General features: G+C 69.7%; 19 protein-coding genes and 4 pseudogenes. 18 read left to right on the forward strand and 5 right to left on the reverse strand.

What is annotated here, in order from left to right; genetic code table 11:
- Positions 1-43 precede the first annotated feature (43 nt).
- The 3 genes and pseudogenes from ACFVHB_RS32165 (at position 44) to ACFVHB_RS32175 (ending at position 2,548) form a co-directional block, all read left to right on the forward strand.
- Positions 44-325, forward strand: coding sequence for a DUF3892 domain-containing protein (locus ACFVHB_RS32165; RefSeq protein ID WP_380329256.1), 282 nt, complete (start codon positions 44-46; stop codon positions 323-325).
- 773 nt (positions 326-1,098) lie between these two features.
- Positions 1,099-2,225: pseudogene (locus tag ACFVHB_RS32170) on the forward strand (tyrosine-type recombinase/integrase).
- On the forward strand, positions 2,222-2,548 hold the full coding sequence (locus ACFVHB_RS32175) for a helix-turn-helix domain-containing protein (protein WP_380329258.1): 327 nt from the start codon (positions 2,222-2,224) through the stop codon (positions 2,546-2,548). The pseudogene ACFVHB_RS32170 and the gene ACFVHB_RS32175 overlap by 4 nt, the downstream one beginning before the upstream one ends.
- Positions 2,549-3,856: 1,308 nt before the next feature.
- On the opposite strand, the gene ACFVHB_RS32180 is transcribed toward ACFVHB_RS32175, so the two are convergent.
- Complete coding sequence (locus ACFVHB_RS32180) at positions 3,857-4,183, reverse strand: hypothetical protein (RefSeq protein WP_380329260.1); 327 nt, start codon at positions 4,181-4,183, stop codon at positions 3,857-3,859.
- Positions 4,184-5,126: 943 nt separating this feature from the next.
- On the opposite strand from ACFVHB_RS32180, the gene istA reads away from it, so the two are divergent.
- Together istA and istB are read left to right on the forward strand one after the other, a co-directional pair.
- Complete coding sequence (istA, locus tag ACFVHB_RS32185; protein ID WP_380329262.1) at positions 5,127-6,788, forward strand: IS21 family transposase; 1,662 nt, start codon at positions 5,127-5,129, stop codon at positions 6,786-6,788.
- A complete protein-coding gene (gene istB / locus ACFVHB_RS32190; RefSeq protein ID WP_380329263.1) occupies positions 6,785-7,627 on the forward strand; it encodes an IS21-like element helper ATPase IstB in 843 nt (280 codons plus the stop codon). Before istA ends, istB begins: the two co-directional genes overlap by 4 nt.
- A gap of 46 nt (positions 7,628-7,673) precedes the next feature.
- On the opposite strand, the gene ACFVHB_RS32195 is transcribed toward istB, so the two are convergent.
- A complete protein-coding gene (locus ACFVHB_RS32195) occupies positions 7,674-8,258 on the reverse strand; it encodes an SMI1/KNR4 family protein (protein ID WP_380329265.1) in 585 nt (194 codons plus the stop codon).
- A 357-nt stretch (positions 8,259-8,615) separates the two neighbouring features.
- Here ACFVHB_RS32195 and ACFVHB_RS32200 point away from each other — a divergent pair, with 357 nt between their 5' ends.
- From ACFVHB_RS32200 to ACFVHB_RS32255, 12 genes and pseudogenes are all read left to right on the forward strand, one after another.
- Complete coding sequence (locus tag ACFVHB_RS32200; RefSeq protein ID WP_380329267.1) at positions 8,616-9,380, forward strand: hypothetical protein; 765 nt, start codon at positions 8,616-8,618, stop codon at positions 9,378-9,380.
- A gap of 152 nt (positions 9,381-9,532) precedes the next feature.
- On the forward strand, positions 9,533-9,778 hold the full coding sequence (locus ACFVHB_RS32205) for an RNA polymerase subunit sigma-70 (protein WP_380329269.1): 246 nt from the start codon (positions 9,533-9,535) through the stop codon (positions 9,776-9,778).
- Positions 9,778-10,347, forward strand: coding sequence for a Clp protease N-terminal domain-containing protein (locus ACFVHB_RS32210; protein ID WP_380329271.1), 570 nt, complete (start codon positions 9,778-9,780; stop codon positions 10,345-10,347). Before ACFVHB_RS32205 ends, ACFVHB_RS32210 begins: the two co-directional genes overlap by 1 nt.
- Before the next feature lie 229 nt (positions 10,348-10,576).
- Complete coding sequence (locus ACFVHB_RS32215) at positions 10,577-12,340, forward strand: sensor histidine kinase (protein ID WP_380329273.1); 1,764 nt, start codon at positions 10,577-10,579, stop codon at positions 12,338-12,340.
- Between the two features lie 9 nt (positions 12,341-12,349).
- Positions 12,350-12,784: a roadblock/LC7 domain-containing protein gene (locus tag ACFVHB_RS32220; protein WP_380329275.1), complete on the forward strand. Its 435-nt coding sequence runs from the start codon at positions 12,350-12,352 to the stop codon at positions 12,782-12,784.
- Positions 12,781-13,149 (forward strand): DUF742 domain-containing protein, encoded by a 369-nt coding sequence (locus tag ACFVHB_RS32225; RefSeq protein WP_380329277.1) that lies wholly within the window; start codon positions 12,781-12,783, stop codon positions 13,147-13,149. The genes ACFVHB_RS32220 and ACFVHB_RS32225 overlap by 4 nt, the downstream gene beginning before the upstream one ends.
- Positions 13,130-13,756, forward strand: a pseudogene (locus tag ACFVHB_RS32230) (ATP/GTP-binding protein); the annotation flags it as partial. The gene ACFVHB_RS32225 and the pseudogene ACFVHB_RS32230, both read left to right, overlap by 20 nt.
- A gap of 152 nt (positions 13,757-13,908) precedes the next feature.
- Positions 13,909-15,153, forward strand: a complete 1,245-nt coding sequence (locus ACFVHB_RS32235) for a cytochrome P450 (RefSeq protein WP_380329279.1) — start codon at positions 13,909-13,911, stop codon at positions 15,151-15,153.
- A 201-nt stretch (positions 15,154-15,354) separates the two neighbouring features.
- On the forward strand, positions 15,355-16,560 hold the full coding sequence (locus tag ACFVHB_RS32240; protein WP_380329281.1) for a cytochrome P450: 1,206 nt from the start codon (positions 15,355-15,357) through the stop codon (positions 16,558-16,560).
- A gap of 208 nt (positions 16,561-16,768) precedes the next feature.
- Entirely contained in the window at positions 16,769-18,181 is a 1,413-nt protein-coding gene (locus tag ACFVHB_RS32245; RefSeq protein WP_380329283.1) for an ABC transporter substrate-binding protein, read from the forward strand.
- 100 nt (positions 18,182-18,281) lie between these two features.
- Positions 18,282-19,307 (forward strand): carbohydrate ABC transporter permease, encoded by a 1,026-nt coding sequence (locus ACFVHB_RS32250; RefSeq protein WP_380329285.1) that lies wholly within the window; start codon positions 18,282-18,284, stop codon positions 19,305-19,307.
- A 170-nt stretch (positions 19,308-19,477) separates the two neighbouring features.
- Positions 19,478-20,329, forward strand: coding sequence for a carbohydrate ABC transporter permease (locus tag ACFVHB_RS32255; protein WP_380329287.1), 852 nt, complete (start codon positions 19,478-19,480; stop codon positions 20,327-20,329).
- A gap of 66 nt (positions 20,330-20,395) precedes the next feature.
- Here the strand turns inward: ACFVHB_RS32255 and ACFVHB_RS32260 are convergent.
- Both ACFVHB_RS32260 and ACFVHB_RS32265 read right to left on the reverse strand, forming a co-directional pair.
- Positions 20,396-20,667 (reverse strand): annotated as a pseudogene (locus ACFVHB_RS32260) (GNAT family N-acetyltransferase); the annotation flags it as partial.
- 81 nt (positions 20,668-20,748) lie between these two features.
- The gene (locus ACFVHB_RS32265) at positions 20,749-20,910 is read right to left on the reverse strand and encodes a hypothetical protein (RefSeq protein ID WP_380329289.1); all 162 of its coding nucleotides are present in this window, start codon (positions 20,908-20,910) and stop codon (positions 20,749-20,751) included.
- A 195-nt stretch (positions 20,911-21,105) separates the two neighbouring features.
- Here ACFVHB_RS32265 and ACFVHB_RS32270 point away from each other — a divergent pair, with 195 nt between their 5' ends.
- Entirely contained in the window at positions 21,106-21,465 is a 360-nt protein-coding gene (locus ACFVHB_RS32270; protein ID WP_380329291.1) for a hypothetical protein, read from the forward strand.
- A 79-nt stretch (positions 21,466-21,544) separates the two neighbouring features.
- On the opposite strand, the pseudogene ACFVHB_RS32275 reads toward ACFVHB_RS32270, so the two are convergent.
- A pseudogene (locus ACFVHB_RS32275) lies at positions 21,545-21,760 on the reverse strand (IS5/IS1182 family transposase); the annotation flags it as partial.
- Between the last annotated feature and the right edge of the window lie 478 nt (positions 21,761-22,238).

Consider the following 22,238-nt stretch of genomic DNA (forward strand, 5'->3'; position numbering starts at 1 on the left):
GTAGGCCGCCAAGCGGCACAGCATGTGAGGAGAACAGCAAAAAATGGCGATTCAGATCACGGGCACTCGTCTTTCGGGTGGCTCAGAGCACCAGCACATCGTCCACCTCTGGTGGACGAACCCGGCGACCGGAGAGACCGGCGACAACTCGCGGGCCGAGATCGTCGCGTGGATCGAGGACAAGAACGGCAAGGCGTTCACCGACGACGGCAGGGGCAACCGGGCCGACGTCGCGGTCCGGACTCCTAGCTACGGCGCCAAGTACCTCCAGACGCACGCCGACGGCGTATGGACGAACAACCTTCTGGCGCTTCCCCGGCGCTGAAGGTGACCGGTTGAAGGGCGAATAGACCGCTCTCCAACCGGCCGGCGTCGTGATCAACCCTCCTCTCTGACTAGAGGATGGTTGATCACGACGTCCAGAAGAGGGCACAGGCAGTTGCCTTGCGCTGTGCGTTCCTCTCTACGTGGGAACCTCACACAACGTCGCAGTCTCTCCGTGGAGTTCTCGAAGCTTCTGTGGAGAGGGGAACGTGTGGACGTTGGGGTGACGGGGTTGGGCCGTGCTCCGACTCGGAAAGTGGCTGCCTCACGTGATGATGCCGGGGATGCCCTGGTATCACTGCGGGCCTTGGATGACAGCACTACCGAGAAGTCAATGAGGCAACTGCGTTCGGCTCAGGTGATGCGGGCTATAGCCCATGGGTTTCCGGCAGCGAGAGCCGCCGGAAAGGCGAACGCCCGGCCTTGTAGGAGGCCGGGCGCTTGCTGCAGTCAGGAACGTGATGTCCTGCTCGCGTCAGAACCTGCATCACATCACGGTCCGGGCTGTGAGGCAAAACAGCCCGGAAGGAGGTGATTCGATTGGCAAAGAACCCCAAGGAGACCAGCAAGAAGGTTGCCTCGAAGGCTAGCAAGCAGCTGAGCAGTTCGAAGTCGACCGCGGCGCAGAAGTCTGTGGCGGCCAGTGCCTTGTCGCAGACGAGGCCTGGTAAGAAGAAGTGACACGCGGCCGCCCCGAGCCTACACCTGGGGCGGCCGGCCCGTTTCTGCTCCCCACTGGCGTAACCAACTCAACGATGTTGCGTTAGATGCATCGTGAGTCGAGCTGTTGATCTGCCTGGTGCCGCGCACCTGGTGCTGGCGGACGGAGTCGTTCATCTCGACCCCGAGCCAGCGGTCTTCAACGCGATGCTGGACGGCTGGGCCCGGCAGCAGAGGACCCATTTCCTGGACGAGGACGGGACGATCAAGCCGCGGCTATCAGTGGTGCAGCGCTTCGCGGAATTCACCAACCAGTACCCGTGGCAGTGGGAGCCTGCTGAGGTCGAGGCGTTCATCGACCATCTGAGATCGCGGCGGACGACCTTCGCGGTGTCGACGGCCCGGAACTACCAGAACGCGCTTCGCCTGTTCTGCGAGTACGTCACCGATGCCCGCTACGGCTGGCCACTGCGGTGCCTGGACCAGTTCGGTCAGGCGCCGCGCAGATCCTGCACGAGTGGAACACGGTCACCCACAGCAGCGAGTACGAGGGCAATCCCGGCCGGCGCCCGCTGACCTACGACGAGGTCCAGGCCCTGTTCGACGCGGCGGACGCCCGGGTTGACGAGATCCGGGCTCGGCACCGGAAGGGCTCAATCGCCGCTCCGCGGGACGCGATCCTGCTCAAGACCGTCTACGCCTACGGGCTTCGTCGCCAGGAGGCGTGCGGTCTCGATCTGGCGGACTTTCGGCAGAATCCGAAGATGTCTCAGTACGAGCGGTTCGGAGGCCTGTTCGTGCGCTTCGGGAAGTCCTCCAAGGGCGGTCCACCCAAGCGCCGCACTGTCCTGACCGTTCCCGAACTGGACTGGAGCGTCGACCTGCTCGGCCAGTACCTGGAGGAGGTCCGGCCGGCCTTCTCCCCGCGCAAGCACCCCGCGCTCTGGATCACCGAGCGCCGCGGACGGATGTCGCCGCGACGACTGGACGAGGCGTTCGAGATCGCCCGCAAGGCCGCTGACCTGCCGGAAGAGCTCGATTTGCATGGGCTTCGCCACAGCTACGTGACCCATCTCGTGGAGTTCGGCTATCCCGAGCGGTTCGTCCAGGACCAGGTCGGCCACGCCTACGCCAGCACCACCGCGATCTACACCGGCGTCTCGGACGAGTACCGCAACCGATTGCTCCAGCGGATGTTGAAGGAACGGTACGCCGAACTCTGGGAGGACGACGAGACGTGATCAAGAAGATGGGCTACCACTGGCACCTGCGGCAGATCATGGCCACCCGGCAGATGTTCCAGACCACCGACCTGGTCGGACCGCTCGCAGAGCGGGGCATCACTCTCTCCCGCGAACAGGTATTCCGCCTGGTCACCCAGCCCCCTCAACGGCTATCCATGGACACCCTCGCAGCACTCTGCGACATCCTCGACTGCCAGCCCGGCGACCTCATCGAAGTCCAAGTCGTCAACGAAGAGATCCGCAAAACCGCAGACGAAGCCCTGGTCCGGCCGCTGCCGACTGCCCGCAGGACCACGATCCGGCGCCCCGAGGGACTATGACCCGCACCCGTGACTGCCAGCGAGCCGAACAGCGTCAAGCCGCCCTCGACCGCGTGATCACCACCCTCACCACCTCAGTGCCAGGCCTCGATCAGGAGAGGGCTCTCCGAGTGGTAACAGAGGCCAGGGCCTCCCAGGGCATCCCGCTGCGTGACCTCGACCAGCACCTCGCCAACCACCCCCACGCTCTGGTCTCTGGGATGCCCACTGCCCATTGGTGATCCTCCGACTCGCCGAGATCCTCAGCTCCACCGGGCACACGGAGGTGATCCGCCCGGCTTGCACCGACTGCGGAAGATCCAACGTGAAGCTCCCGCGGTCCGGCCCCACGGACGCCTCTGCACGAACTGCTTCGCGCGCGCCAACAAGGGCACCTGCGACCGATGCGGCCGCAGTGGCACCCGGCTCGCCGCCCGACGGTCCGACGGTCGCATTTGCTACTCCTGTTACAGCGTTGACCCTAACGTCGTCGAAAAGCGCGCCGCTTGCGGCCAGCTCCGCATGCCCGTGACCCGGAAATCGGACAACTCGCCACTCTGCACGGCCTGTTGGTCTCGCCCGCAGCACATTTGCGTCAGCTGCGGAACCGTCGGTCCGGCCAAGTCGAACGGCTCCGGGGGGCCACTTTGTGCTTCTTGCCACCACCAGAAGCAGAAGCCCACCCGGGAATGCGGCCGCTGCGGACAGGTCCGGCGCATCGCCCACAGGGCCTCCAGATCACGGCCGGACATCTGCGCGGAGTGCTACAACGGGCCAACCAAGACCTGCTCCACCTGCGGGGAAGCACGCCCCTGCCAGCGCGGAAGGGGCGGGGCATGGGTCTGCCAGCCTTGCCGCCCGGGGCCAACCCAGGAATGCTGCCGCTGCGGGCGGACCCGCCGCGTCCACGCCCACTGGCCGATCGGACCGGTCTGCTCGACCTGCTACACCATCGTGCTGGATACACCGACGACCTGCTCGGGATGCGGCCGTCACCAGCCGCTGATCGGCATCGCCGAAGACGGCACAGGGGTCTGTGGAGCCTGCTCTGGCACTTCCTTCGACTACACCTGCCGCACCTGCGGGCTCGGCGGCCGGACCTACGCCGACTGCCAGTGCGCCCGCTGCGTGCTCGCAGAACGCCTCCAGCAGCTGTTGTCCGGCCCCGAGGGGCACATTCCTGCACAGCTACAGCCGCTGAGTGACGCTCTTGCCTTGGCCGATCATCCTCGAAGCGTCCTGCAGTGGCTCAAGCACAGCCCGAACGCCGCCCTGCTCCTCGGCTTGGCCGCCTCCGGCGAACCGATCACGCACCAGCGTCTCGACCAGCTACCGCCCAGTCGACACCTGCATTACGTCCGTCACGCCCTTGTGCACCTTGGCGCCCTCCCAGAGCGAGATGAGGAACTCGACCGCATCCCTGCCTGGCTGGACACTGTCCTCGTCGACCGGCCCGCCGGCCACGTCCAGCTGGTCCGTCCTTACGCGCACTGGCACTTGTTGCGACGGGCCCGACGACGTGCCGCCCAGCGTCGCCGCCCAGCCGAGCCAGGTTCGTTCCTTCGCACCCGTGTCCTGGTGGCGTTGGAGTTCCTCGCCTGGCTCGACGAGCACGGCATCGCGCTGGGCGAACTCCAGCAAGAAGACCTCGACCACTGGCTCGATGAAGGCAACACCCGCACCTACGCGATCCGCTACTTCCTATCCTGGACCGCAGGCCGCGACCTCGCCGGGAAACTCGCGGTTCCTTCCATTCCACGTCAACAGCCCAGCCAGATGATGGACGAAGACGACCGCTGGCAGCTGCTGAAACGGTGCCTGACCGACTCGACCATGGCCCTAGACACTCGGGCCGCCGCCGGCGCATTGATCCTCCTTTTCGGTCTGCATGCCTCCCACGTCCGGCACCTGGCCGCGACCCAACTCACCCGCGGTGACGGCAACAGCTACCTCACCATCGACCAGCACCCGATCCTGCTGCCGCCCCGGCTCGCCAAGCTCCTGCACCAGTTGGCCGAAGCACCCCATACCCGGGCCGCTCTTGCCCGAACTACCGCGGCGAGCCCTGGCTCTTCCCTGGCCTCGTCCCCGGCCGCCCCATCTCACAGACCGGGCTCAGCTCGAAACTCCTGTCCCACGGCATCGACACCAGACCGGCCAGGAGTGCAGCCCTGGTCGCCCTCTCCGGTGATCTGCCCGCACCGGTCCTCGCGAGCATTCTCGGACTTCACCCCAACACGGCCGTCCGCTGGGCCGGGTTCGCCAAGACCTCCTGGGCCGACTACCTGGCCGCCCGGGCCCGTAACATCCAGACAAGTCCGGGTAGGGCTAAACCCAAGCCGGAGGCACTCTCCTCCCCAAGCAGAAACGCGACTGACAACTGCTGTTGACTCCGAGACCATCAGGCAGTGTGTTTTTACCGGGGTGAAGTAGAGCCACGGCTTCGGTCTGTTGGGGAGCCAGTCGTTCTCCGGCGAGATCGGGAGCCAGTTGGTGTGATGGTGTGGAACATGCCGCTTTTGGAGTAATCGTGGGGGCTTGGGCTGTTCGGCCGTCACGCTGTGCCTGTTGATCACGGTCCAGGTCAGGGAGACCGCTGGTGCACAGGTCACGTGAGTGGCTGTTCGAGAGGATCCGCCGGGCCAAGCGTGAGCAGGGGCTGTCCGGGCGGGAGCTCGCGGTGCGGTTCAAGGTGTCGCGGAACACGGTGAAGAAGGCGTTGGAGTCGCCGGTGCCGCCGAAGCGCAAGTCGCCGCCGCCGCGCAAGAGCGTGCTGGAGCCGGTGAAGGGCTTCATCGACGCGATGCTGCGCGAGGACCTGGACGCTCCGGCGAAGCAGAAGCACACGATCCCGCGAATCATCGAGCGTCTGGCCGCGGAGCACGACTTCGAGCAGGCCCGTCCCACCACGGTCTGGGACTACGTGTCCAAGCGGCGTCCGGAGATCCGCGCGGAGGCGCTGGAGGGACGCCGGCACCTGGACGGGATGGTGCCGCAGGCGAAGAGGCCGGGCGAAGAGGCGGAGGTCGACTTCGCGGACTTCTGGCTGGACCTGGCCGGGCAGCGGCGCAAGTGCGTGCTGTTCACGCTGCGGCTTTCCTACTCGGGCAAAGCGGTGCACCGGGTCTATGCGACCGCGTCCCAGGAGGCCTTCCTCGAAGGGCACCTGGAGGCGTTCACGGTGCTGAGCGGGGTGCCGTCGGTGCACATCCGGTACGACAACCTGAAGCCGGCGGTCAAGCAGGTGCTGTTCGGGCGCTCCAGGTTGGAGTCGGCGCGGTGGGCGTCGTTCAAGTCCTGGTATCAGTTCTCGGCGTTCTACTGCGCGCCCGGTGAGGACGGCGCCCACGAGAAGGGCGGGGTGGAGCACGAGGGCGGCCGGTTCCGCCGCAAGCACCTGGTCCCGCCACCCGTGGTCGACTCGTTGGCGGAGCTGAACGAGCGGCTGGCCGCGATCGACATCGCGGAGGACGCCCGGCACATCCACGGCCGGCCGACGTCGATCGGGTTCGACTTCGAGGCCGAGCGGGACCGGCTGCGGCCGCTGCCAGTGGACGACTATGACTGCGGGATCGACCTGACCCCCGTTGTCGCGCGGAACTCCCGGATCACGGTGCGGCAGTGCTACTACTCGGTGCCGGCGAAGTTCATCGGCACCAGGGTGCGCGTCAAGCTGCGGGCGAACGAGTTGTGGGTGTTCGACGGACGCAAGGTCGTCGCCCGGCACCCGCGGCTGACGCGCCGCTACACCTACCACGACTTCCTGGACCACTACCTGGAGATCCTGCTGGCCAAGCCCGGCGCGTTCGCCGGGGCCTCCGCGCTGGCGCAGGCCCGCGCGGAGGGCGGCTTCACCAAGGTCCACGAGGCGTTCTGGGCGGCGGCGAAGACCAGGGCCGGTGACCGCGAGGGCACCAGGATGCTGATCGAGGTGCTGCTGTTGCACCGCCAGCTCCCGCCGGAGGCACTGGTGGCGGCGATGGAGACCTGCCTGCGGGTCGGGTCGGTCTCCACCGACATGGTCGCGATCGAGGCCCGCAAGGCGATGGAGGGCACCGACGCAGACGACGCCGAGCTCCTGGCCGACGCCGACAAGGCGGCCGCAGACGCGCCCGCGGCCGGGGCCCAGGTGATCTCCCTGCACGCGCGCCGCCTGCCGCCCGACCCGCGGCCGGCACTGCCCGACATGAGCAAGTACGACCGGCTGCTGAGCCCGGTCGCCAGCCGCGACAGCCAGACGCAGAAAGGCCATGGCGCATGAGGCCGACCATCACCGTCACCGACCAGGACGACGAGCAGGACACCGGCAAGGTCCCCGGCCGCAGGATGTCGCTGCCCGGTGACCCGGAGGACATGCTCATCGACGAGGCATGCCGCGAGCTTCGCCTGCCGGCGTTCCGCGAGCGGTTCATCGACCTGGCGGGCACCGCCCGGCGCGAGCAGGCCACCTACAAGCAGTTCCTGCTGGACCTGCTGCAGGTCGAACTCGCCGACCGGGACCTTCGCCGCCAGCAGCGGCTGCTGCGGCTGGCCCGATTTCCGCGGCCCAAGCGGTTGGAGGACTTCGACTTCGAGAAGAACCCGAACGTCACCCCGGAGGTCGTGGCGGACCTGAAGTCCCCGACCTGGGTCCGTGAGGGGCGGCCGCTGGTGCTGATCGGCGACTCCGGCACCGGCAAGTCCCACCTGCTGATCGGCATCGGCACCGCGATCGCCGAGACCGGCCTGTCGGTGCGCTACACCACCACCAGCGCGCTGGTGAACGAGCTCGCCGAGGCCGACGCGAGCCGTCGGCTGTCCTCGGTGATCGCCCGCTACAGCAAGATCGATCTTTTGTGCCTGGACGAGTTCGGCTACCTGAACCTGGACCGCAAGGGCGCGAAGCTGCTGTTCCAGATCTTCACCGAGCGCGAGGAGCGCAAGGCCACTGCCGTCGCCACGAACTCACCCTTCACCGAGTGGGACAAGACCTTCGGCGACGCCCGCCTCTGCGCGGCCATCGCCGACCGGATCACCTTCCGCTGCACCCTGATCCAGACCGGCACCGAGTCCTACCGCTACCAGGCCACCCAAGAATCTCTCTTCCCCACCCCGAACTGACACGCCGCCAGCAGCACGGAGAGCTGGACCCCATTCGTCCGAGAACCTACCAATGCGGATCGGCGTCCCACTCGCTGTCGGGTTCGCTGATCTGCTCAAACGACTTGAAGGCGTGAGCTTCGAAGAACATCGCTATTGAGCAGGGCTGCTGGGGGTCCGTAAGGATCCGGTATATGAACTCGCTGGTGGAGCCGTCGAAGCGTTCCCATTCGTCGACGTCCTCATGTGCTTGGGCGAGAATCGGCCACTCGTCAGGATCGGCAGATTCGGTCAACCAGTAGAACTGGTCAGCCTGGACGGAGTCGCCCCACTTGAGCAGGCCACCGGCGGCAGGGAAGACCAGGTAGGGGCGATAGAGCTCGCTGATCCGGGGGGTGGCAAGGGCCTGATCGCCAAGCCATTTGGCGTCTTCGATCAGATCGTGATGGGGGCTCGGCGAGTCGGGCGTCGAGAACCACAGATACTCGGTGAACTCGCCGGAGCCGAAGCGCTCCGCCAAGAGTTTGTAGTCGGTCGGTAGAGGAGTGCCGAGTCGCGACTCCACCGAGGGCCAGTCGATCGTCCTGGTCCTCGTGGTCTCCCAGCCTGTGACGGCTGCGAGCTTCTCGATCCACGTTTCCGCTGTGTCCACAACGGTGAGTAAACCGCAGCCAACCGACAACAGCCCTGTCGGGGGTTCAGCTGGCGCCGAACACCGGTCTGAAGCGAGGCCCTGGCCGCGACTTGTCAGGGAGGCGACCCGGGCCTGCGATCACAAGCTACCGACCCCCCCACCCGAGCCCCTGCGGACACTCCGCCCACGCCCACCAGGTCACCCGATCAGTGGCTCCCAATCTCGCCGGACTGGCTCCCGAACTCGCCGAAGAACACCCGCCACGGTCGAGTACACCATCGCCACGAACGGCCTAGACCCGGCTCTCATTCACACCGGAGCAGTGGCTCCCATATGACCCGACAAAATCAGGCAGTGACTACACAACCGCATCGGATGTCCCTGCGCATCGTCGTGCCTCCTCTTGGAACCAGGGCCAGCGTGGAATGCCGACCGATCGTCGACGGACGAGACATCCTGACCGACGTGTTCGATGAGGGCTCCGCAGAGGACCCTCGCTGCCTGTTGGGCCCGAACGCGCCGCTGAATGCGACCAACGTCCCTCGTGAGGTTCGGCTAGCTGAGGCTGGGTGCACCGAAGGATGCTGCGGTGCTGTCTACGTGACAATCAGGCGCGAAGGGCAGCAAGTGGTCTGGAGCGGTTGGCGCAACCCGGATGCCGAGGAGGTCAATCTCCCAGAGTTCCGGTTCGACGCCGATGAGTACGAGGCAGAGGTCCACCGGGCCACGACGGACCACAGCTGGGAGTGGCCAGCCCGAACGGTCGCCAGACTGCTGGAACAGCGGCTCCGGGAGCACACCGACTGGTTGACGACGTGGGACTGCGAGCTGGGCGCCGTCTCCGCCTGGCCCTGGGAACCTGACCAGATCACCATCTTCCTGTTCCACCCCGGCCGCTCCGCGATCAGGGCAGACCGCCCCTGGCTTCAGTTCAGGATGACCATTCCGGTCTCCGGAGACGACCCGGCTGACCAGGCCGAACACCTTGAGGCGAGTCTCACGGCCGAGGAACCCCGCGAGGTCGCTGAGGTCTGCGGAGGTTCGAAGGAGTTTGCCGACCAGCTCGGCTGCCCCTGGCCTGGGCCTCGACGACGCGCTCGAACTGCGGGTGAGGCTGGGAATACGGCACGCCAGGAATAAGTACTCTGCGCCAGTATCCCGGGTGGTGACTCCCGGGCGGTGATCCACCGCTGAGGCGGGGCGAGGACTTGCGTGTCCTCGCCCCGCCTTCTTCGCACCCGTGGTGTCAACCAGGGTTGACAGGAGAGGGGATGTCAACCTAAGTTGACAGCATGAGTGAGGGCAGGGAGCTTGCGGCGGCGGCGGGGAGTCGGGATCCGGCGGTGGGGCTCCGGGCGGTCCGGGCGTTGCGTGATCTGGCGGACCGGCTGGAGGGGTTGCAGGTGGGCAACGCGCGGCAGCAGGGCTGGTCGTGGCAGGACATCGCGATCTGCCTCGGGGTGAGCCGGCAGGCGGTGCACAAGAAGTACGCGAGGCGAGGGGCCGGGGAATCCGGGACGGGGACGGAGGGCGAGTGATGTTCGAGCGTTTCACCGATGGTGCGCGGCGCGTGGTGATGCGGGCGCAGCAGGAGGCGGCCGAGCTGCGGCACGGGTACGTCGGGACGGAGCACCTGTTGCTGGCGGTCCTGGCGGAGCCGGAGGAGCCGGCGGCGGCGGTGCTGGTCGATGCGGGCCTGGACCACGAGACCGCCCGTCGGGCGGTGCGGCGGCTGCTGGGGGAGGGGGACGACGCGCAGGCGCTGGCGGCGATCGGGGTGGACCTGGACGCGGTGCGGGAGGCGGTGGAGTCGGTCTTCGGTGAGGGGGCCCTGGACGCCGCGCCGGAGGAGGAGCCGGGGTCGCGGCGGCGCGGCTGGTTCCGGTCCGAGCCGAAGGGGCGGCGCAGCCCGTTCACGGCGCGGGCGAGGAAGGTGCTGGAGCTGTCGTTGCGGGAGTCGTTGCGGCTGAAGTCCGGCCGGATCGGGGTCGGGCACCTGGTGCTCGGGGTGCTCCGGGAGGGTGAGGGTCTCGGGGCACGGGTCGTCGCCGACCACGGGTTGGACTTCGCGGCGCTGCGCGGGGCGGTGGAGGCCCGGTTGGACTGAGCCTGGTGCGGCGGGCTGGTCGCGGTTCGGTGCACGAAGCGTGAACGGCGGAGACTGACCGTCAACTCGCCGGTTGAGGCGAAAAGCTGAATGGATATGATCGGCCGAAAGCGTGAACCGATCAGCCGCCCGGAGACGTTTCACCACGTCAGCCGGGCGGTCGCGCATTCGCCCGCCCCCGCTGTCGGCGTCCGCCCGTCGACGCCCGCCGCTGCCGAGGACCGCACCGATGACAGAACGCACCAGCCCCGAGGGCGGGCCGGCCCGACGGCCCGCCGCGCGCACCGTGGTCGTCACGGCGGCCGCCGTGCTCCTGACGGTGGTCGTCGCCCCGGCCGCGTTCGGCCGGGCCGTGGCGGCCCACCAGCCGCTGACCGCCGTCGCGGTCGGTGCGGTGACGGTGCTCTGGCTGATCGCGGTCGGCCTGGCGTCGAGCACCACCGAGCGCGCCCGCCGGCTGACCGAGCAGCTCGCCGCGAAGGACGAGGAGGTCAGGGCGGCGCTCGTCCGGGCCGGCACCGCCGAGCAGGCCGAGAAGGCCGCGCTGGCCCGGGCGGCCGCGGCGGAGGCCGAGCGTGACGCCGACCGGACGTTGCGGGCGCGGGCCGAGTCCGCGTTCGACGTGGCCCGCGGCGACCTGGCCCAGGCGCAGGCCGAGGTCGAGGCGGAGCGCGCGCGGCGGGAGGAGCTGGACCGGCTGGCCGACGAGGTGCTGCCCGGGGTGGTGCGGAAGCTCCGTGACGGCGCGTCCGTCGACAGCGCGCTGGCCGCTCACCGCAAGCACCCGCAGTACGCGCTGCTGCGCGCCGTCGCCGAGGAGGTCGGCCGCGGCGAGCGGCTGCGGGCCGCCGCCCTCGCGGTCTGCGCGACCGCCGCCGGGCGGGTGCAGGCGCTGGCCACGAGCATGCACGCCGAGCTGCGCGAGATGCAGCACCGGCACGACGAGGAGGTCCTCGGCGACCTGCTGCGGCTGGACCACTCCACCGCGCAGGCGGGCCGGATGGCCGACAGCATCGCGGTGCTGACCGGCGCCCGGTCGGGTCGGCGGTGGGCCAAGCCGATCGCGGTGGAGTCGGTCCTGCGCGGCGCGCTCGGCCGGATCGGCGCGTACCAGCGGGTCCGGCTGCACAACGCCAGCACCGCCGCCGTGGCCGGGTTCGCGGCCGAGGGCGTGATGCACGCGCTGGCCGAACTGCTGGACAACGCCACCAACTTCTCCGCCCCGCCCTCCGAGGTGCACGTCTACGTCGAGGAGGTGCCGGCCGGACTGGCGGTCTCCGTCGAGGACAGCGGTCTGGGTCTGAGCGAGAGCTGGCTGCGGCGGGCCGAGCGGGCCGTCTCCGCCGAGCCGCTGGACCTCGCCACGCTCTCGGCGGGCACCCGGCTGGGCCTCGCGGTGGTCGGCTCGCTGGCCCGCAAGCACGGCCTGCAGATCTCCTTCCGGCCGTCGGCGCGCGGCGGTACCGGGGTGGTGATGCTGATCCCGCAGCAGCTGGTGACGCACCCCGCGCCGGAGCCCGCGCCCGCCCCCGCGCCGGTGCGGACGACCGGGCCGGCTCCCGCGCGCCCGGCGCTGACGCCCGCGCCCACCTCCGCGCCGGCGGCGGCGCTCACCCCCGCGCGCCCGGCGCCCGCCGTACCCGAAGCCCCGGCGCCCGCCGCGGCCATCCCGACCACCCCGACCGCCGCGGCGACCCCGACCGCCGTGGCGACCCCGACCGCCACAGCGGCCCCGGCCACCGCCGCGGCCCCGGCCCCGGCGGTCCGACCCGCGGCGCCGGTGCCGGTCACCGAGAGCGGTCTGCCGCAGCGCCGCCGCGGCCAGACGCTCGCCACCGCAGCCCCGGCGGCCCCCGCCGCCAAGCCCGCCCGTGCCGACGCCGCCACCGCCGCGGCCCGGCTGGGCGCCTTCCGCCGCGCCGCCCAGCAGGCGAAGAGCGGCGACGCACCGACCACGGACACCACGCCCGACGCTTCCCCCGTCACCGAGTAAGGACTCCCCATGAGCAGCGCCACCGATCGCGACCTCGACTGGCTGTTGGAAAACCTGCTGACGGCCACCCCCGGCACCCGGCACGCCCTGGTGCTCTCCGCCGACGGACTGAAGCTCTGCCACACCGCGGGCCTCAGCACCGACCAGGCGGACCAGCTGGCCGCGATCTCCTCCGGCCTGCAGAGCCTGGCGCACGGCGCCTCGATCGAGTTCGGCGACGGCACCGGCGGGGTGCGGCAGTCGATGACCGAGTTCCACGGCGGCATCCTCTGCATCGTCGCGGCCGGCGAGGGCGCCCACCTCGCCGTGGTGACCGACGACGACGCGGACGTGGGCGTGGTCGGCCACAACATGCACGGCCTGATCGAGCAGATCGGCGTCCACCTCAGTGCCCCGGCCCGCGAGGACGTGGACCCGTCGGTGCGAGAGAGCGCCCGGGCATGACCGGCCGGCCGGTCCTACCGGGCCGTGACGACGACCCGGACCGCCTGTACACCATCACCCGGGGCCGCAGCCGGTCCCCGGAGAACGCCTTCGACCTGGTCACCCTGATCGTCGCCGAGCGGGAGCCGGCGTCGGGCATGCAGTCGGAGCACGTCCGCATCCTGCGGATGTGCGAGGCGCCGACCGCCGTCGTGGAGGTCGCTGCCGAGCTGGCGCTGCCGGTCTCGGCGGTGAAGATCCTGCTCGGCGACCTGCTGGAGACCGGGGCGATCACCGCCCGCCACCCCCGGTTCGCGCCCAACAAGGCCCGGCTGCCCGATCTCGACACGCTGAAGCAGGTGCTGCATGGACTCCAACGGCTCTGACGCCCCGGCGGCCCGGCGCACCCCCCTGCGCGGGACCGCCGACAACGCGCTGAAGGTCGTCGTGGTCGGCGGCTTCGGCGTCGGCAAGACCACCCTGGTCGGCGCGGTCAGCGAGATCCGTCCGCTGAACACCGAGGAGACCATGACCAAGGCGGGCGAGGGGATCGACGACCCCTCGGGCGCCTGGGGCAAGCGCTCCACCACGGTCGCGTTCGACTTCGGCCGGATCACGCTCTCCGCCAGCCAGGTGCTGTACCTGTTCGGTGCGCCGGGGCAGGAACGTTTCTGGTTCCTCTGGGACCGGCTGTTCAGCGGCGCCCTCGGCGCGGTCGTCCTGGTGGACACCCGGCGGCTGGAGGAGTCCTGGTACGCGATCGACCGGCTGGAGCACCACGGCACGCCGTTCATCGTGGCCCGGAACAACTTCGGCGCGCCGACCCACACCCTGGAGCAGGTCCGGGAGGCGCTCGACCTGCCCGCCGACGTCCCGCTGGTGGACTGCGACGCGCGCGACCGGGAGTCGAGCAAGCAGGTGCTGATCGAGCTGGTCCGCCACCTGACCGCCCGGGTGGAAGCGGCTGCCGCCGAGGCTGCCGTCGCAGAGGCCCTCGGTGCCGACGCCCTGGGTGCCGACGCCCTCGGTGCCGACGCCCTGGGTGCCGCGCTCCCGGCCGATCCCTTCCCGGCCGATCCGTTCCCGGCCGGCCCGCTCGCGGCAGAAGGCATCACCGACCCGTCCCCGTACGAGGAGAGCACCCCGTGACCGAGCCCGCCGCCACCCCGCCGCCGGGCTGCCCGGCGCACGCCGGCGCCACCCCGCTGTACGGGCCGCGCTTCCAGACCGATCCGGCCCAGCTCTACCGCGAGCTGCGGGCCGCCCACGGCCCGGTCGCGCCGGTCGAGCTGGCCGGCGGCGTCCCGGCCTGGCTGGTGATCGGCTACCGCGAGCTGCAGCTGGTGACCGGTCAGCCGCAGCTGTTCGGCCGCGACTCCACCCGCTGGAACGCCTGGGAGACCATCCCCGAGGACTGGCCGCTCAAGCCGATGATGGCCCCGGTGCCGTCGATCCTGTACGCCGAGGGCGAGGAGCACGTGCGCCGCTCGCGGGCGGTCACCGACGCGCTGGCCGCCGTCGACCCGTACGAGCTGCGCAAGCACGCCGAGGAGATCGCCGACCGGCTGATCGACGAGTTCGCCGGGCGCGGCGAGGCCGACCTGGTCGCCGAGTACGCGCACCGGATGCCGCTGCTCGTCCTGTGCCGGCTGCTCGGGCTGAGCGAGGAGCAGGCGCCGGTCCTGATCGACGGCCTGCTGACCATGCTGGACGGCGGTCCGGACGCGCCCGCCGGGGCGCAGCGGCTGCTCGCCGTGATGCTGGAGCTGGTGCGGGAGAAGGCCGAGCACCCGGGGGAGGACCTCGCCTCGCGGATGCTGCAGCACGAGGCGGGCCTGTCGCACGACGAGATCATGCGCGACCTGCGGGTCATCCTGATCGCCGGCCACCAGCCCAGCTCGTACTGGATCTCCAACGCGCTGCGGCTGATGCTCACGGACGAGCGGTTCGCGGCCTCGCTGTCCGGCGGCCGGCGCAGCATCAGCCAGGCGCTGAACGAGGCGCTCTGGGAGGACACGCCCACGCAGATCTTCGCGGGCCGCTGGGCGACCCGGGACACCCAGCTCGCCGGGCAGCGGATCGCCGCCGGGGACATGGTGCTGCTGGGCTTCGCGGGCGCGAACGCGGACCCGTCGGTGCGCCAGCCGGACGGCAGTCCGGCGGAGGGCAACCGGGCGCACCTGAGTTACTCGTACGGCGAGCACGGCTGCCCGTTCCCGGCGCAGGAGGCGGCCGAGGTGATCGCGACCACGGCGATCGAGGTGCTGCTGGACCGGCTGCCGGACCTGCGGCTGGCGGTGGCCGAGCACGCGCTGGTCTGGCGTCCGTCGGCATGGGTGCGCGGGCTGGTGGCGCTGCCGGTGTCGTTCACTCCGGGCTACCAGGGCTGATCCGGCCGATCCGGCGATCCGGCGATTCGGCCCGGCCCCGGCCGGGCCCGGCCCGATCCGGTCCCGGCCGGAACGCCGGCGGTCCGGGGCCGTTCACGTCGGGGCCGTTCACGCCAGGACTGTTCACGTCAGGGCCGTTCACGTCCGGGCCGTTCGAGCCAGGTCTGTTCAAGAACCAGGAACCCAAGGAGAGTTGTGCGAATGAGCGCCCCGATAGCCCTCGATCCGCTGGCACGCGACAACGCGGCCGAGGGCGCGCTGCTGCGCGCCGCCGGCCCGGCGGTGGCGGTGGAGCTGCCCGGCGGCGTCGCCGCCTGGGCGGTGACGCGGCACGCGGCCGCGCGCGACCTGCTGACCGACTCCCGGCTGGTGAAGGACGCCGCGCACTGGGCGGCCTACCAGCGCGGCGAGGTGCCGAAGACCTGGCCGCTGATCGGCCTGGCGGTGCCCGGTCCGAGCATGGTGACCACCGACGGCGCCGAGCACCGGCGGCTGCGGGCGCTGGTGGCGCAGGCGTTCACGCCGCGCCGGGTGGAGCTGATGCGTCCGCGCGTGGAGGAGATCACCCACGGCCTGCTGGACGCGCTGGCGGCGGGGGAGCGCGAGGTGGACCTCAAGACGGTGTTCGCGTTCCCGCTGCCGATGACGGTGATCTGCTCGCTGCTCGGCGTCCCGGAGTCCGACCACGGCCATCTGCGGGACCTGTACGAGCGGTTCTTCGGCATCCGGCCGAACCCGGAGGGCATCCAGGCGACCATCGCCGGGCTGAACGCCTTCGTCAACGACCTGGTGGCGCAGCGCCGTTCGGTGCCCGGTGACGACCTGGCCAGCGTGCTGCTGGCGGCCGACACCGAAGGCGGGGCGTTGAGCGACGCGGAGGCGGCGGCCACCCTGCGGGTGATCATCGCGGCGGGCCACGAGACCACGGTCAACCTGATCGGCAACGCCGTCCGGGCGCTGCTGGCCTACCCGGACCAGCTGGAGCTGGTGCGCTCGGGCAAGGTCGGCTGGGACGCGGTGGTGGAGGAGTCGCTCCGCTGGACGCCGCCGACCAGCAACTTCCTGTTCCGGTTCACCACCGAGGACGTCGAGGTCGGCGGGGTGGTGATCCCGAAGGGCGAGCCGGTGCTGATCTCGTACAACGCGATCGGCCGGGACCCGGCGCAGCACGGGGTGACGGCGGAGCTGTTCGACATCACCCGGGATCCGATCCGTCACCTGTCCTTCGGGCACGGCCCGCACGTCTGCCCGGGGTCGCCGCTGGCCCGGCTGGAGGCGGGGGTGGCGCTGCCGGCGCTGTTCGAGCGGTTCCCGGGGCTGGCGCTGGCGGTGCCGGACGAGGAGCTGCGGCCGAGCCCGTCGCTGGTGGTGAACTCGCTGCGGGAGCTGCCGGTCCGGCTGTACTGAGCACCGCCGGTGTTCGGGACGTCCCGAGCACCGGCGGGTCACAACTGCGGCACGTGCGGGCGAAGGTTGAACGCGGACCTTGGCGAGGGGTGGCCGCTGCGTTAACGTCGTCAAACCGGCCACTGCCGCGTCCATGTCGATCTCCGGTACAGCGCAATGTCGTTCTGTCGTACTGCCGGCGCCTGGCGCCCTGGCGAGGAGGACCGCATTGACCCCCACCCCGACCGTGCCGTCGTCGAGTCCGCCGTCGAGTCCGCCCGCCACCCGGTCCCGCCGGCTGGTCGCGGTGCCCGCCCTGCTGGCGGCGCTGGCGCTGACCGCGGCCTGTTCCAACAGTTCGGGCGGCTCCGGCGGCGGCTCGGGCGGCGGGGGCGGGACGCTGGCCGGGGACTGCGCCAAGTACCAGCCGTACGCCGGGCATTCGGGCAGCACGGTGACGGTGTTCGCGTCGATCCTCAGCCCGGAGTCGGACAACCTGGAGAAGTCCTGGTCCGAATTCAGTTCCTGTACCGGCATCCGGATCAGTTACGAGGGCAGCAACGACTTCGAGTCGCAGCTGCCGGTCCGGGTGACCGGCGGCAACGCCCCGGACTTCGCGATCATCCCGCAGCCGGGCCTGCTGGCGCAGATGGTGAAGAGCGGCAAGGTCGTGAAGCCGCCCGAGCAGACCGTCGCCAACCAGGCGAAGTGGAGCCCGGTCTGGAAGACCTACGGCTCGGTGAACGGCACCTTCTACGCGGCGCCGATGAGCGCCAACATGAAGTCGCTGGTCTGGTACTCGCCGAAGGCCTTCAAGCAGGCCGGCTACGAGGTGCCGAAGACCTGGGCCGACCTGATGGCGCTCAGCGACAGGATCGCCAAGGCGGGCGGCGGCAAGCCGTGGTGCGGTGGCATCGCCTCCGGGACGGCCACCGGCTGGCCGGCCACCGACTGGCTGGAGGAGGTGGTGCTGGGCTCGTACGGCGGTGAGGTGTACGACCAGTGGGTGAGCCACAAGGTGAAGTTCTCCGACGAGAAGATCACCACGGCGATGAAGACCGTCGCGGACTGGATGCAGAACCCGGCCTGGGTCAACGGCGGCTACGGTGACGTGAAGTCGATCGCCACCACGACCTTCCAGGACGCGGGCGCGCCGATCCTCACCGGCAAGTGCTTCATGCTCCAGCAGGCGTCCTTCTACAAGGCGCAGTGGCCGAAGGAGACCAAGGTCGGCCCGGACGGCGACGTGTTCGCGTTCCGGCTGCCGGCGGTGAGTCCGCAGGTGCCCAGCCCGGTCGAGGGCGGCGGCGAGTTCCTGACGGCGTTCGCGAGCCGGCCCGAGGTGCAGGCGGTGCAGAACTACCTGTCCAGCCCGGAGTGGGCGAGCAGCCGGGTGAGGACGGCGAGCGGCTGGGTCTCCGCCAACCAGGGCGTGGACAAGAGCCTGTACACCGACCCGATCGACCGGCTCTCCGCCGACGCGCTCACCGATCCGGCGGCGACCTTCCGCTTCGACGGTTCGGACCTGATGCCGGCCGCGGTCGGTGCCGGGCAGGAGTGGAAGTCGCTGACCGCCTGGTTCGCCGAGGGCCAGTCGGTCCAGAAGACCGCCGCCGACATCGACGCGGCCTGGCCGCAGTAGCGGCCGCGGTCGTCAGGGACCATCTGCCGAGGGCGGTGCGGGGCCACCCACCCGCACCGCCCGCTCCCCCTTTTTTTCCCGGACGGGAGGACGCACCGCCATGTCCCTATCCGGCTCCACCCCCGCAGACGGCGCCGCGCTGGCAGCCGGCGCCTGGGGCGACGCGGCCGTCAAGTTCGGCAACACCTTCGGCGCCGTCGCGGGTTTCCTCGGCATCCTGCTGCTGGTCTTCCTGGTCGCCGGGCGGGCCTCCGGCCGGCTCGCCCGCCCGCTGGCCGTCGGGGTGTTCCTCGGCCCGGCGGTGGTGCTGCTGCTGGTCGGCCTGGTCGTCCCGCTGGTGCGCACCGTCTACCTGAGCCTGTACGACGACGACAGCAGCCGGTTCGTCGGCGGCGAGAACTTCGGCTGGGCGTTCAGCACCGACTCGGTGCAGAAGATCCTGGTCACCACGCTGCTCTGGCTGGTGGTCGCGCCGCTGGCGGCGACCGGACTGGGCCTGGTGCTGGCGCTGCTGGTGGACCGGATGCGCGGCCAGGCGGTCTACAAGTCGCTGATCTTCATGCCGATGGCGATCTCGCTGGTCGGCGCCTCGATCATCTTCAAGTTCGTCTACGAGTCCCGGGACTCCTCGCAGCAGCAGATCGGCCTGCTCAGCCAGCTCGCGATCGCCCTGGGCTGGGAGCACCCGCCGAACTGGATGCTCTCCCAACCGCTGAACACCTTCCTGTTGATGGCGGTGATGGTCTGGGTGCAGACCGGCTTCGCGATGGTGGTGCTCTCGGCCGCGATCAAGGCCATCCCGGACGAGGTGACCGAGGCCGCCCGGCTGGACGGCGCGGGCGGGGTGCGGCTGTTCTGGTACGTCACCGTGCCGATGATCCGCACCACCGTGGTGGTGGTGCTCACCACCGTCATGATCACCACGCTGAAGGCCTTCGACATCGTCCGCACCATGACCGGCGGCAACTTCGGCACCCAGGTGCTGGCCAACGAGATGTACTCGCAGTCCTTCGTGCAGTTCAACACCGGGCGGGGCAGTGCGCTCGCGGTGATCCTCTTCCTCGCGGTGCTGCCGCTGGTGGCCTACAACATCGTCCAGCTGCGGAAGGAGCGTGGGGTGCGATGAGCGTGCTCCGTTCGGCGCGCGCACGGCGTTCGGCGGGCGCACGGCGTGAGGCGGGTGCACGGCGTGAGGCGGGTGCACGGCGTGAGGCGGGTGCGCGTCCGCCGGCGGGCCTGCGGTCCGGGCGCGGTCCGGTCCGGGCGGCCTTCAGCAGCCCGCTCGCCTCGGTCTTCGTGATCGCGGTGACCGTCCTGTGGACCGTCCCCACCCTCGGGCTGCTCGCCACCTCGCTGCGCCCCAAGCAGGACGTCACCGCGAACGGTTGGTGGAACGTCCTCCTCCACCCGGACCTCGGCCTCTCCAACTACCACACGGTGCTGTTCGAGGGCGGCTCCGGCGTCTCCACCGGCCTGATGCCGTTCCTGGTGAACTCGCTGGCGATCAGCGTCCCGGCGACGCTGTTCCCGCTGGTGCTGGCGGCGATGGCCGCGTACGGGCTGGCCTGGGTGCGGTTCCGGGGCAGCGACACGGTGTTCTTCGTGGTGTTCGCGCTGCAGGTGGTGCCGATCCAGATGGCGCTGATCCCGCTGCTGAAGCTGTTCTCCGGCGGCGCGCACCTGGGCCCGCTGACGCTGATCCCGGCGGTGGACCTCAAGGGCACCTACGCGCCGGTCTGGTTGGCGCACACCATGTTCGCGCTGCCGCTGGCGATCTTCCTGCTGCACAACTTCATCGCCCAGCTGCCGCGCGACCTGATGGAGGCGGCGGTGGTGGACGGGGCCTCGCACTTCAAGATCTTCCGCTCGATCGTGCTGCCGCTGTGCACGCCGGCGCTGGCCTCCTTCGCCATCTTCCAGTTCCTCTGGGTCTGGAACGACCTGCTGGTGGCGCTGACCTTCGCCGGCGGCACCCCGGAGGTGGCGCCGATGACCGTCCGGCTCGCACAGCTGTCCGGCTCCTTCGGCGGACGCTGGGAGCTGCTCACCGCGGGGGCGTTCCTGTCGATCGTCATCCCGCTGGCGGTCTTCTTCGGCCTGCAGCGGTACTTCGTGCGCGGTCTGCTGGCCGGATCCGTCAAGGGTTAGGGCGTGTATCGAAAGCACGGACAGGCCGGGCGGGGTGATGTCCCGGTCCGGCCTGTCCGCTCTCTGCTAAAGGTCGAGCTGATACCGGTGTGTCGTGTGCGTGGGTGTGTAGCCGAGACCGTCGTGGACCCGTCGCATGTGCGCGTTGCTGTCGGCGGTGTCGGTCAGGAGGTCACCGAGGTCCGGACAGTCCCTGTGGGCCTGTCGGATCGACTCGGCCTTCATCCGTCGGCCGAGGCCGTGACCTCGGTGCTCGGCCAGCACCCCGTGCCGTCGTGCTGGCCGTCACCTGTGCCGTTGCCGGGGATGACGAGTTCGGTGAAGGCGGCGATCGAGCCGCAGAGTTGAGCTCGGCCGCCTCTTGACTGACCCCTGACCTGACGACGAAACGCCGCGGCTTGCCGGGGCGTTTCCTGAGTTCAGCGCAAGCCGTCTGTGTCGTCGTGCTCTTCGCCGACCGGGAGTGGCCGACGGTCCTCCACCGGGTCATCGCTGTACATGGCCGCGGAGACCGCGCGGTCGTAGGCATCGTCGAGGCCGTTACCGCTTGCGCCGAGTATGTTCTCCCAGTCAATTCCCATACCTACGAGCCTACCCGTAGTGTTCGAGGAACCGAGCGATGTGGGCGTTGAGCTCGTCCGCCTGGGCAAAGATCGCAGCTGCCTCTCCTGGAAGGTGGGCGGCGCGGCCGGCCTCGTCATCGGGCTAGGTGTTCTGCCTCGGGAGGTTGTGAACGGCCGGGCAGTTGAGTCCTATGGGTCGGTACAGTCGCGTGCATGCTAAAGCCAGTGCTGCGTGTAGTTGAAGCGGGCGGTCGTACCGTGGACGATCCGACCGAGGAGGTTCTGCACGACCTGCTGTCTGAGATGAACCTGTCGCACCGGTTTGTGATCCTGGAAAGACTCGATCTGGAGCCTGTGGATCAGCATTACATTCAGGTGTACCTGAACGACGACCTCAGCTACCAGGCCGAGTACCGCGAAGGCAGTGCAGACAAGCACTACCAAGCCCACGTTCCAAGGCTCCATGAAGTGTTCGGCCCAGAAGAGTCGACCGCCAAGGTGATGATGGACTGGGCTCACGATCGACAGGGCTGGCGGGAGGCGTTGCCGTGGACCCCGATGCCTTTTCAGTGAAGGATGACAGCCACTCGTTGATCGCCGCGACCAGGACTGTCGCTTCGTAGCGGACGGCGAGCCTGTCGTACCGCGTGGCGACAGCGCGGTTCCTCTTGAGGCGGTTGATCCCACACTCGACCGCGTGGCGCTCGCGGCAGTCGGCCGGGTCGAAGCGCGGCGGCCGGCCGCCGCGGGAACCGAGCCTTCGGCGGTTGCGGGCCTGGTCGGCCTTGTCCGGGATGGTGCAGCGAATCCCGCGGCGGCGCAGGTAGCCGCGGTTCCTGCGGGAGGCGTACGCCTTGTCGGCCCGCACGCGGTTGGGGGACGCGTGGCCGTCCCGGACCGATGCGGGGCACGCGGACCTTGTCCGACACGGGTTCGAACTGCGGCGAGTCGCCGCGCTGCCCGGCCGTGATCACGATCGACATGGGTTTCTGACCCTGCTCGACGGCCAGGCGCAACTTGGTGATGAACCCGCCGCGTGAGCGACCCAGTCCGTGATCCTCGGGTTCGGTGAACACACCGCCTGGCGGTTCCTTCTGCAGGTCACCCTGCCTGCGGGCCAGACAGGTGGCCGGCCCGCCTTCGTGCCCTTCGGCAACAACGGCTCCAGCACCGCCCACTGCTCGTTCGTGAGACCTCCCCGACCCATGAACCGTGATCATCCACAGCACCAGATCCACTTTCGACACACAGCCTAGTGTCCTGAGTCTGGAATTTCATTCATAAATATAGACTGGGTCTATGGTGCGGACTGGTCGGCCGAAGGCCGAGTTGGTGTTGTCGGACGA

The organism is Kitasatospora sp. NPDC127111 (assembly GCF_042677465.1).
Classification (GTDB): domain Bacteria; phylum Actinomycetota; class Actinomycetes; order Streptomycetales; family Streptomycetaceae; genus Kitasatospora.

Excerpts from the sequence above, each read along its gene's own strand:
- ACFVHB_RS32220 (WP_380329275.1), top strand. The coding sequence starts at position 12,350 with ATGAGCAGCGCCACCGATCGCGACCTCGACTGGCTGTTGGAAAACCTG.
- ACFVHB_RS32200 (WP_380329267.1), top strand. The coding sequence starts at position 8,616 with ATGTCCCTGCGCATCGTCGTGCCTCCTCTTGGAACCAGGGCCAGCGTG.
- ACFVHB_RS32205 (WP_380329269.1), top strand. The coding sequence starts at position 9,533 with ATGAGTGAGGGCAGGGAGCTTGCGGCGGCGGCGGGGAGTCGGGATCCG.
- ACFVHB_RS32210 (WP_380329271.1), top strand. The coding sequence starts at position 9,778 with ATGTTCGAGCGTTTCACCGATGGTGCGCGGCGCGTGGTGATGCGGGCG.
- ACFVHB_RS32215 (WP_380329273.1), top strand. The coding sequence starts at position 10,577 with ATGACAGAACGCACCAGCCCCGAGGGCGGGCCGGCCCGACGGCCCGCC.
- ACFVHB_RS32265 (WP_380329289.1), bottom strand. The coding sequence starts at position 20,910 with ATGGGAATTGACTGGGAGAACATACTCGGCGCAAGCGGTAACGGCCTC.
- istB (WP_380329263.1), top strand. The coding sequence starts at position 6,785 with ATGAGGCCGACCATCACCGTCACCGACCAGGACGACGAGCAGGACACC.
- ACFVHB_RS32165 (WP_380329256.1), top strand. The coding sequence starts at position 44 with ATGGCGATTCAGATCACGGGCACTCGTCTTTCGGGTGGCTCAGAGCAC.
- ACFVHB_RS32240 (WP_380329281.1), top strand. The coding sequence starts at position 15,355 with ATGAGCGCCCCGATAGCCCTCGATCCGCTGGCACGCGACAACGCGGCC.
- ACFVHB_RS32225 (WP_380329277.1), top strand. The coding sequence starts at position 12,781 with ATGACCGGCCGGCCGGTCCTACCGGGCCGTGACGACGACCCGGACCGC.
- ACFVHB_RS32270 (WP_380329291.1), top strand. The coding sequence starts at position 21,106 with ATGCTAAAGCCAGTGCTGCGTGTAGTTGAAGCGGGCGGTCGTACCGTG.
- ACFVHB_RS32250 (WP_380329285.1), top strand. The coding sequence starts at position 18,282 with ATGTCCCTATCCGGCTCCACCCCCGCAGACGGCGCCGCGCTGGCAGCC.